Source organism: Arcicella sp. (assembly GCF_964672035.1).
On the sequence record NZ_CBABQS010000063.1, the window covers coordinates 19,973 to 28,541 of the forward strand.

The following is an 8,569-nucleotide window of genomic DNA, read 5'->3' on the forward strand; positions in this document are numbered from 1 at the left end:
TCACTTTTGCCACCAAGGCACGAAGAAGATAACAAAACTTCGTACCTTGATAGCAAAAACAAAAACATTAAACCTTTCCTTGTTCTCCACGTCAAAGTGATATTTAATGAAATAAAACGCATCATAACATGACATCAAGACGTGAATTTATCCGAAAATCAGCCCTTGCTACGGTAGGTACAATGCTGATACCCAATTTCTTAAAAGGATTTGAACAACAGGCTTTTGCTTTACAACAAGCAAAAAGTCAAGGAAAAATATTAGTAATGATTCAACTTTCGGGAGGTAATGACGGGCTGAACACAATCGTTCCTTTTCGGAACGACATTTATTATCGTGAACGTCCAACCATCGGAATTAAGGCGGATAAAGTATTGAAACTGAATGATGAAATCGGATTAAATCCTGCTTTGGAAGCAATCAGAGTGCTTTATGATAATGGTTCGATGCAAATTATCAACAATGTAGGCTACCCCAATCCCGACCGTTCGCATTTTCGTTCGATGGATATTTGGCAAACGGGTAGTTCTTCAAGCGAATATTTAAAAAGTGGTTGGTTGGGAAGATATTTAGACGCTCAATGTTCTGGGAAATGCGAACCTTATGCCGCCATTGAAGTCGATGATTCGTTGAGTTTAGCACTAAAAGGCTCAAAAGTGAAAGGAATGGCGGTGCAAAATCCCGCTCAATTATACCGACAAACGAAAAACCCATTTCTCAAAAAACTCGCCAAAGTCAATCACGAAGAATTTGATAACGTAAATTATCTCTACAAAACGCTTTCCGAAACCATTTCTTCAGCGGATTATATTTACGAAAAATCGAAGGTTTATCAGTCAAAAGCCACTTATCCACAAACGGATTTGGGAAAAAGAATGAAAACCATTTCAGAATTAATCAACTCAGGCGTGCAGACGCAGGTGTATTACGTATCGCACGGGAGTTTTGATACGCACGTCAATCAGGTAAATCAGCAAGAACGTTTATTGAAACAATACGCCGAAGCCATGCGTGTTTTTATCGACGACTTAAAAGCCAATGGACGCACGGAAGATGTGATGGTGATGACGTTTTCAGAATTTGGCAGAAGGGTAAAACAAAACGGCTCAAACGGCACCGACCACGGCACTGCAAACAATGTATTTCTGATGGGAGGGAAGTTAAAAACCGATTCAAATCTCATACAAACCCCTGATTTACAGAATCTTGACGAAGGGGATTTAAAATATAAAGTTGATTTCAGAGATATTTATGCTACTGTTTTAGATAAGTGGTTACAGACGGATTCGGTGGCGGTTTTGGGCAAAAGGTTTGAGGGTTTGGGGTTTGTTTAAAACGCTAAGAACTGTCATTGCGAACGCAGTGAAGCAATCTGTTAGAATGATGAAAGGGATTTCAAACTCCATTTCATCATTCTAACAGATTGTTGATATTGTACTTAAATACTCAAATACTCTCTCGTCAATCCAAAAGATTACTTCACTACGTTCGCAATGACAGCCATTCATATTATATTTGTAGAGGATATTTTAAACTATACTTTACATGAAAAATGCTCTACTTTTATCACTTCTTATTCTTATTTCATTTTCAAAAATCAAAGCACAAGATTCTTTGAAAATTTCCAGTCGTTTGGATTCATTTCCAACCATTAAAATTGAAAAAAATACTTCCCTATTAATTATTGGAATATATACTGGAGCTTGGCAGATGGGAGCGAGCTGCAACAATTATATCATCGGAAATCAAAAGTATTATTTAAATAAACCTTTCAAACAATATTATGAACAATTGAGAGATAGTACAGTTTTGTCTGGTTATCAAATACATAGAAATACAAGACCATTCTTTTTTGCAGGATACGGTATTGGGTCTATGGTATTTGCTGCAGGAATTATGAAAATAATTACACCACTTTACACCCTCGGATTAGTGCAAGATTCAGGTTCATACATTAAAGATGGACACCAATTAATGATAATTGGCGGAGTAGTTACGCTTGCGTCAGCATTATTACGAATTTATAGCTATGCTAATCTCCGCAAAGCCAATAAACGCTACAACGAACTCATTTCCAAACCCAAAACAGCCTTTGATATAAAACCAAGTCAGGAAGGTTTGGGCTTGGGTTTACGAATGAGTTTTTGAGAATCCCCTTAAATCTTCTTAATTTCCCCACAAACATATCAATCCTATGCATCAAGGTTTTAACTTTGTTGCATGACAGAAAAACGTTGGATTTACAAACCCGTTCCTCCGCAAGAACAGGTTGATTTATTGGTCGAAAAACTGAATGTTTCGACTGAAATTGCTACGCTTTTGGCTCAACGTCAGATTACGAGTTTCGACGAAGCCAAAGATTTTTTCCGCCCTGCGCTTTCTCAATTGCACGACCCATACTTGATGAAAGACATGGATAAAGCCGTTGCTCGTTTGGAAGAAGCCATTTTTAAAAGCGAAAAAATCTTGGTTTACGGCGATTACGATGTCGATGGAACTACCTCTGTAGCTACATTTTATGGTTTTTTAAAAACGCATATTTTCCAAAATAGAGAAGATTGTCCTTTAGAATTTTACATTCCTGACCGCTACACCGAAGGCTACGGCGTTTCACAAAAAGGCGTTGAATATGCGGCGGATAATGGTTTTGGCTTGATTGTGAGCTTGGACTGTGGTATAAAATCGAAAGATAAAGTGGCTTGGGCAAAGGCTCATAACGTAGATTTTATTATTTGTGACCACCATCGCCCAGACGATAACGACCTCCCCGATGCCGTGGCAGTACTTGACCCAAAACGTTCAGATTGTACTTATCCTTTCGATGAATTGACGGGTTGTGGCGTGGGTTTCAAACTGTTACAGGCTTTTTGCACCAATCAAGGCATTTCCGAAGAACTGCTTTTGCCTTATCTCGATTTGGTAGTTACGTCTATTTCTTGCGACATTGTTCCCATCGTGGGTGAAAATCGCACGATGGCGTATTTTGGTTTGCAACAATTGAATACCAATCCGAGAACAGGCTTAAAAGCCTTGATGTCATCGGCAGGTTTGGAAGGTAAAATGGACATTACAAAAATCGTTTTTGGACTTGGACCACGCATCAATGCGGCGGGTAGAATTAAGCACGCTTACGATGCCGTTAATTTGTTATTATCTGATAATGAGGATACTGCATTTGATTTTGCGAAAATTATTAGTAAACATAATACCGACCGAAAAGGCTTGGATTCAAGTATTACCGAAGAAGTTTTGGCGATGATTGAAGGCAATGAAATTCTCCAAAATGCCAAAAGTACCGTACTTTTCAAAAAGGATTGGAATAAAGGTGTAATTGGCATTGTGGCGAGTCGTTGCATTGAAAAATATCACCGCCCTACCATTATTCTCACCGAATCCCAAGGACACGCTGCGGGTTCGGCTCGTTCTGTGCCTGGATTTGACGTTTATGAAGCCATCGAAGAATGTGAAGAACACCTAATTCAGTTTGGCGGACACACTTTTGCGGCGGGTTTAACCTTAGAAATCAGCGAGATAGAGAATTTTAGACGTAAATTTGAAGAAGTGGTTGCTCGTAAAATTTTACCTGAACAAATTCTACCCATGATTTCGGTGGATATGAATTTACCATTAGCTCAGATTACCGATAAATTTCACAGAATCATGACCCAAATGTCACCTTTCGGGCCACAAAATATGACACCTGTTTTTGTTTCTGAAAATGTAAAACTGCACGGCGTACCGATAAAAATGAAAGAGAAACACTTGAAAATCAACGTGTTTCAAGAGGATTCAGCGGCTTTTACCTGCGTAGGTTTTGGCATGGTGGAGGAGTTTTACGAAGAATTATCTAAAGGAAAACCATTCTCCATTTGTTACACCATTGAAATTAATGAATGGCAAGGGAAAAGGAGTTTTCAGTTGATGTTGAAGGATATAAAGATTTAAAAAATGATACTAAGAACCGAAAATTTAGTTAAAAAATACGGACAACGCATTGTTAATGATAACGTTAGCTATCAAGTGGCACAAGGCGAAATTGTGGGACTTTTGGGGCCAAATGGTGCGGGAAAAACCACTTCTTTCTACATGGCTACGGGCTTAGTGAAACCCAATTCTGGCAAAGTTTATTTGGATGATTTGGACGTTACTGACTTGCCGATGTACAAGCGTGCGAGACTTGGCATTGGTTATTTGGCTCAAGAAGCTTCTATTTTTAGGGCTTTAACGGTTGAGGAAAATATTTTGGCGGTTTTGGAAATGACTAAACTCTCAAAGAAAGAGCAAAAGGAAAAAACCGAATCACTTTTGGAGGAATTTTCATTGACGCACGTTCGTAAAAATTTGGGACAGGTCTTGTCGGGAGGTGAACGCCGTCGTACTGAAATTGCCCGTGCTTTGGCGGTTGACCCGAAGTTTATTTTATTGGATGAACCCTTTGCGGGCGTTGACCCAATTGCCGTAGAAGAAATTCAAGGCATCGTAGCAAAACTCAAATACCGCAACATCGGAATCTTGATTACCGACCACAACGTTGACGAAACCCTTTCCATCACCGATCGTGCCTACTTACTCTTTGAAGGCAAAATTCTAAAAGCAGGAACGCCCCAAGAACTCGCTGACGATGAACAAGTTAGACGTTTGTATTTGGGTAAACATTTTGAGTTGAAGCGGAAGATATAGCTTGAGATATTTAATCAAACGAATAAAAATTATGAAAAGCCTTTATGAATTTCTTTGTGGAAAAAGTAAGTCTAATAAACCCAAACCAGATTGGAGACCTTTTACTTATAAAAATAACATAGATTTTGACAAAGATTTACCCATTGATTTCTATTCAAATTTACAAAAGACCATTATTTGGACGGAAGAAATTATTAAAAATATAAAGGATAATTCAGAGATAAATTATTCAAAAGTTTTACGAACTACTAATCCAGACTATGATGGAGTGCCCCTCTATACGTTTGATTCCACCCAATTCGATTGGCCTGCAACACCTGAATTATATTTTGATTATACCTTGGTTTTAGATTCAGCGTTACAGCTAAGACAAGATGGTATTTTGTCTAATAAAAACATATCAGAACTTGGTAAAATTATCAGATTTGAAATTGATATAACTATACTTGATGGTGCGCCATGTGCCGAAAGCAACGGGTTTATTGATGAATCAGATATTCCACCAATTGATACATGGTTTTACGTCACTGAAAACTATCTATTTTGTTGGATACCAAAAATGTTTGTTGAAAAAATGCAGAATGCTATTGATGTAGAAATATTAGATAGTTATGGGTGGCTTGAAGAAATAAATCCAAGATTAAATCAAGGTATTATTGAAAGATTAAGTAGATTATAAACCAACAACTTATTCAAAATGGCTTCTCCACTATATCAGATATTTACTCAATATCAGAAGTAAGTTCATTAATTGAAATTATCGAATTTTCGGATATGGTTTTGTCTGATGGGATGGATTGGAGGGAAAAAGTAAATTATTTTTTAAAAATCTGTATATTTGCATATATCAATATCATACAAAATGAGAGCTGTAAATTCTTCCATATCGAAAAAAGACTTTTTCATTTCTTTCAATAACAGCAAGGAATCGAAAGCTTTGCTAACTTATTTAGAAAGTTTAAATTTCGTTACCATAAAACCCATTCAGTCTGATTCTGAACCTGAAATATTACAAGAATTTAGAATGGCTTTAGAAAATGTCAAAGACTTCAAAAATGGTAAAAAGAAGTCAAAAACCCTTGAAGAGATTCTAAATGGCAATTAGCATAAAGTTCTCTGCCCCTTTTGAATCAAGAGTAAAGAGGTTTGTTAAAAAATTCCCCTCTCTTGCAAGCGAACTAATAGATTTTGTGGAATCTCTAAACGACACCCCTTTTCAAGGAGAATCATTAGGTGCTGGCTTGTATAAGGTTCGTTTAGCTTCAAAAAGTAAAGGGAAAGGTAAAAGTGGAGGTTTCAGAATTATCAACTACATTATTACTGAAAATAACGAAGATACAGACATTACACTTTTGACGATTTATGATAAATCGGAAGATTCAACTATGAAAAAGAATATTCTTGTTAAAATGGTTAAAGATGCTGACCTTTAACTCTCTCACCCCCGCATCACCTCATGCAAAACCGCCAACGATTTCACTTCCGTCAGCGTATCCACATGCAAACGATAAAACAAAATGATTGAATCCAATAACTGATTTCTGGAAAATCGGTCAATCTTTGGTGCTTTATCGTATTGCGTATTCATTAACACATCTAATTGATTTTCAAGCACTTTTGTTAATGTTGGCAAATTATGAATACTTAATTCATGCGAAATTTCGTGGGCATTTTCAGGTGAAAAACCTAAATACGTTCCAAATTCTAAGAGAAATTGTAAGTGAAAGTTTTCGTAGTTTTCCGTAACGCCATCAAGCCAAAGAATGGAGTTATTTATGAAATGAAAAAGAGGCGTATTTCCATTTTCTTCTTGCAATGATTTCGACAGAATTTCAGTAATAAATAAAGCAATCGAAGATTTATGAATATCGAAAGGAATGGTCTGAAACGGGGCATTGCATTTTATCTCAGAAATCCGCTGAATGCCTTTTCCATCTTTGTGATAAATAACTAAATCTAAAAGCGTAAGTGGTTGAAATAAAGCGATTTTATTCTTTGATTTGGCACTTCTAACACCATTTTCAATATAAGTCTGAATCCCAAATTCTTCGGTATAGATTTTCACAATTACCGAAGTTTCTCGATAACGAATGTAATTAATAACTATGCCACGGGTTTTATAAAGCATTTTTATTAGGTTTTAGTTTTTGGGGATTAGGTTTTAGTATTTCATCTGGATAAGATAGCGAGCGTCCAAATCTAACCCCTAAAACCCAACCCCTAAAACCTAAACTTCACGTTTCCAAGTCAATTTTTCGACTGGAATATTTTGTTCAATTCTATCTCTTAAAATTTCTAAAATTTCCTCCACCGACATTTCAGGGTCGAAGCGGATTGGCTCTTTAAAATTTACGGTAAGCGTTGTGTTTATTTTTCTAAATCGTAAGCCTTTTTTATCAAACGCTCTTCTGAAACCGTTAATTACTACGGGTACCACAATCGGATTATGTGCTTTTATCAAATGTGCCGTTCCCTTGCGTAAAGGTGCGTAAGGCGTGGTAGTTCCTTGTGGAAAACTTACCACCCAACCATAAGAAAGTCCTTTCCCTACTTTATCATCCGCCGAAGTATCCACCGTACGTTTTACATCTTTACCCTCGGCTCGCCATGAACGATTCACTAAAATTGCGCCTGCTTGCGAGAAAACCCTCGGCAAAAAACCACCTTCTTTCATCGTTTCAGAAGCCGCCACATAAAATACTCTCGAACGAGGGGCTAACAGATAAATTGGAAAATTAACGGAATTTCTAAAACCCCATTTTACGCTAAAGAAAATATGATACAGCGCAATCACATCCATAAAATAAGTCTGGTGATTGGATAAAAATAATACGCCCGTTCGTGGTAATCCTTCCAAATGCTCCGTTCCACTAATTTGCGTTTTATTTACGCCTCGCAAACGGGTATGAGTTATTACTCCTAAAATCATCACGATGACTCTCTTTAAAAGCATAGAGTTGCCAAATGGATCTCGTTCAAAGAACCCAAAGACATCAGTCATGGAGAGAAGTTTTCTTAATACAGAATTCATGTTGCTTGTTTTCCTTTTTGTTTCTGGAAAGAAATAAAGGTAAGAATTTTTTAGTAAATTGTTATAGATTTCATTCATCTCCGTCATCGAAAAACTACCCCAAAATGAGAAAATTATCGCTTTTTGTCATGCTTTTCTCTTTGACTTTCAAAGGATTAGCTCAAAAAATTATTGACCGACCTATCATTTATGATTCTACGAGAAAAACACTGTCTTTGCCATATCTCAAAGTAAGATATGGCTTAGAACAGCCTGAACCCATCATTGCGCCAAAAATGATTGTGGCTCATTGGACGGAAATTCCCACGCTCGAAGGTTCGTTCAATGCTTTTAATCCCGTCATGTTGCCCTCATTTCGGAAAGAATTAAAAGGGTTAAGTCCACTAAATGTTTCGGTTCATTTTTTAGTTGACAGAGACGGTACAATTTACCGATTGATGCCAGAAAATCTTATGGCTCGCCATGTCATTGAACTCAATTGGTGTACTTTGGGTATTGAAAACGTGGGAGATGGCAATAAATTTCCTCTAACCGAAGCACAGTTGCAAGCCAATATTTGGATTGTGAAATATTTGAAAAAGAAGCATGCCAGTATCAAATATTTGATTGGTCATCACGAATATACGTCTTTTCAGCATACACCACTTTGGAAAGAATCTGACCCAAATTACCGAACAGAAAAAAGCGACCTTGGCATAAATTTTATGACTAAGTAACGAGTAAATAATAAGTTGGTCAATCTCTACCTTTTATTAGGTAGTTCCATTTAGGTCTTTTATCATCGAAAGTAACATAATTTTTGATATTATCTTTAAATTTCTGACTGACCTCTCTTTTGTTTAAATATTGCTTTTGGTT

Annotated in this window: 10 protein-coding genes; 8 read left to right on the forward strand and 2 right to left on the reverse strand. The window is 36.9% G+C overall.

The genetic code is table 11. From position 1 onward, the window contains the following. Positions 1–128: 128 nt before the first annotated feature. The 7 genes from AC1W31_RS15355 to AC1W31_RS15385 all read left to right on the forward strand — a co-directional run bounded on the left by AC1W31_RS15355 (position 129) and on the right by AC1W31_RS15385 (position 6,113). Positions 129–1,334: a DUF1501 domain-containing protein gene (locus tag AC1W31_RS15355; protein ID WP_481735359.1), complete on the forward strand. Its 1,206-nt coding sequence runs from the start codon at positions 129–131 to the stop codon at positions 1,332–1,334. 211 nt (positions 1,335–1,545) lie between these two features. Further along, positions 1,546–2,148 (forward strand): hypothetical protein, encoded by a 603-nt coding sequence (locus AC1W31_RS15360; RefSeq protein WP_481735360.1) that lies wholly within the window; start codon positions 1,546–1,548, stop codon positions 2,146–2,148. 72 nt (positions 2,149–2,220) lie between these two features. Beyond that, complete coding sequence (gene recJ, locus AC1W31_RS15365) at positions 2,221–3,945, forward strand: single-stranded-DNA-specific exonuclease RecJ (RefSeq protein ID WP_481735361.1); 1,725 nt, start codon at positions 2,221–2,223, stop codon at positions 3,943–3,945. 3 nt (positions 3,946–3,948) lie between these two features. Then, positions 3,949–4,680 (forward strand): LPS export ABC transporter ATP-binding protein, encoded by a 732-nt coding sequence (gene lptB / locus AC1W31_RS15370; RefSeq protein ID WP_481735362.1) that lies wholly within the window; start codon positions 3,949–3,951, stop codon positions 4,678–4,680. 31 nt (positions 4,681–4,711) lie between these two features. After that, positions 4,712–5,359, forward strand: coding sequence for a hypothetical protein (locus AC1W31_RS15375; RefSeq protein ID WP_481735363.1), 648 nt, complete (start codon positions 4,712–4,714; stop codon positions 5,357–5,359). A gap of 183 nt (positions 5,360–5,542) precedes the next feature. Further along, positions 5,543–5,785 carry a hypothetical protein gene (locus AC1W31_RS15380; protein WP_481735364.1) on the forward strand — a complete coding sequence of 81 codons (243 nt, stop codon included), beginning with the start codon at positions 5,543–5,545 and terminating at the stop codon, positions 5,783–5,785. Positions 5,786–5,870: 85 nt separating this feature from the next. Then, positions 5,871–6,113: an addiction module toxin RelE gene (locus AC1W31_RS15385; protein WP_481735365.1), complete on the forward strand. Its 243-nt coding sequence runs from the start codon at positions 5,871–5,873 to the stop codon at positions 6,111–6,113. 5 nt (positions 6,114–6,118) lie between these two features. Here the strand turns inward: AC1W31_RS15385 and recO are convergent, their stop codons facing one another. Both recO and AC1W31_RS15395 read right to left on the reverse strand, forming a co-directional pair. Further along, entirely contained in the window at positions 6,119–6,808 is a 690-nt protein-coding gene (recO, locus tag AC1W31_RS15390; protein ID WP_481735366.1) for a DNA repair protein RecO, read from the reverse strand. Positions 6,809–6,907: 99 nt separating this feature from the next. Beyond that, positions 6,908–7,711, reverse strand: a complete 804-nt coding sequence (locus AC1W31_RS15395; protein WP_481735367.1) for a lysophospholipid acyltransferase family protein — start codon at positions 7,709–7,711, stop codon at positions 6,908–6,910. Between the two features lie 104 nt (positions 7,712–7,815). Between AC1W31_RS15395 and AC1W31_RS15400 the strand changes: the two genes are divergently transcribed. Next, positions 7,816–8,427 carry a peptidoglycan recognition protein family protein gene (locus tag AC1W31_RS15400; protein WP_481735368.1) on the forward strand — a complete coding sequence of 204 codons (612 nt, stop codon included), beginning with the start codon at positions 7,816–7,818 and terminating at the stop codon, positions 8,425–8,427. Positions 8,428–8,569 lie beyond the last annotated feature (142 nt).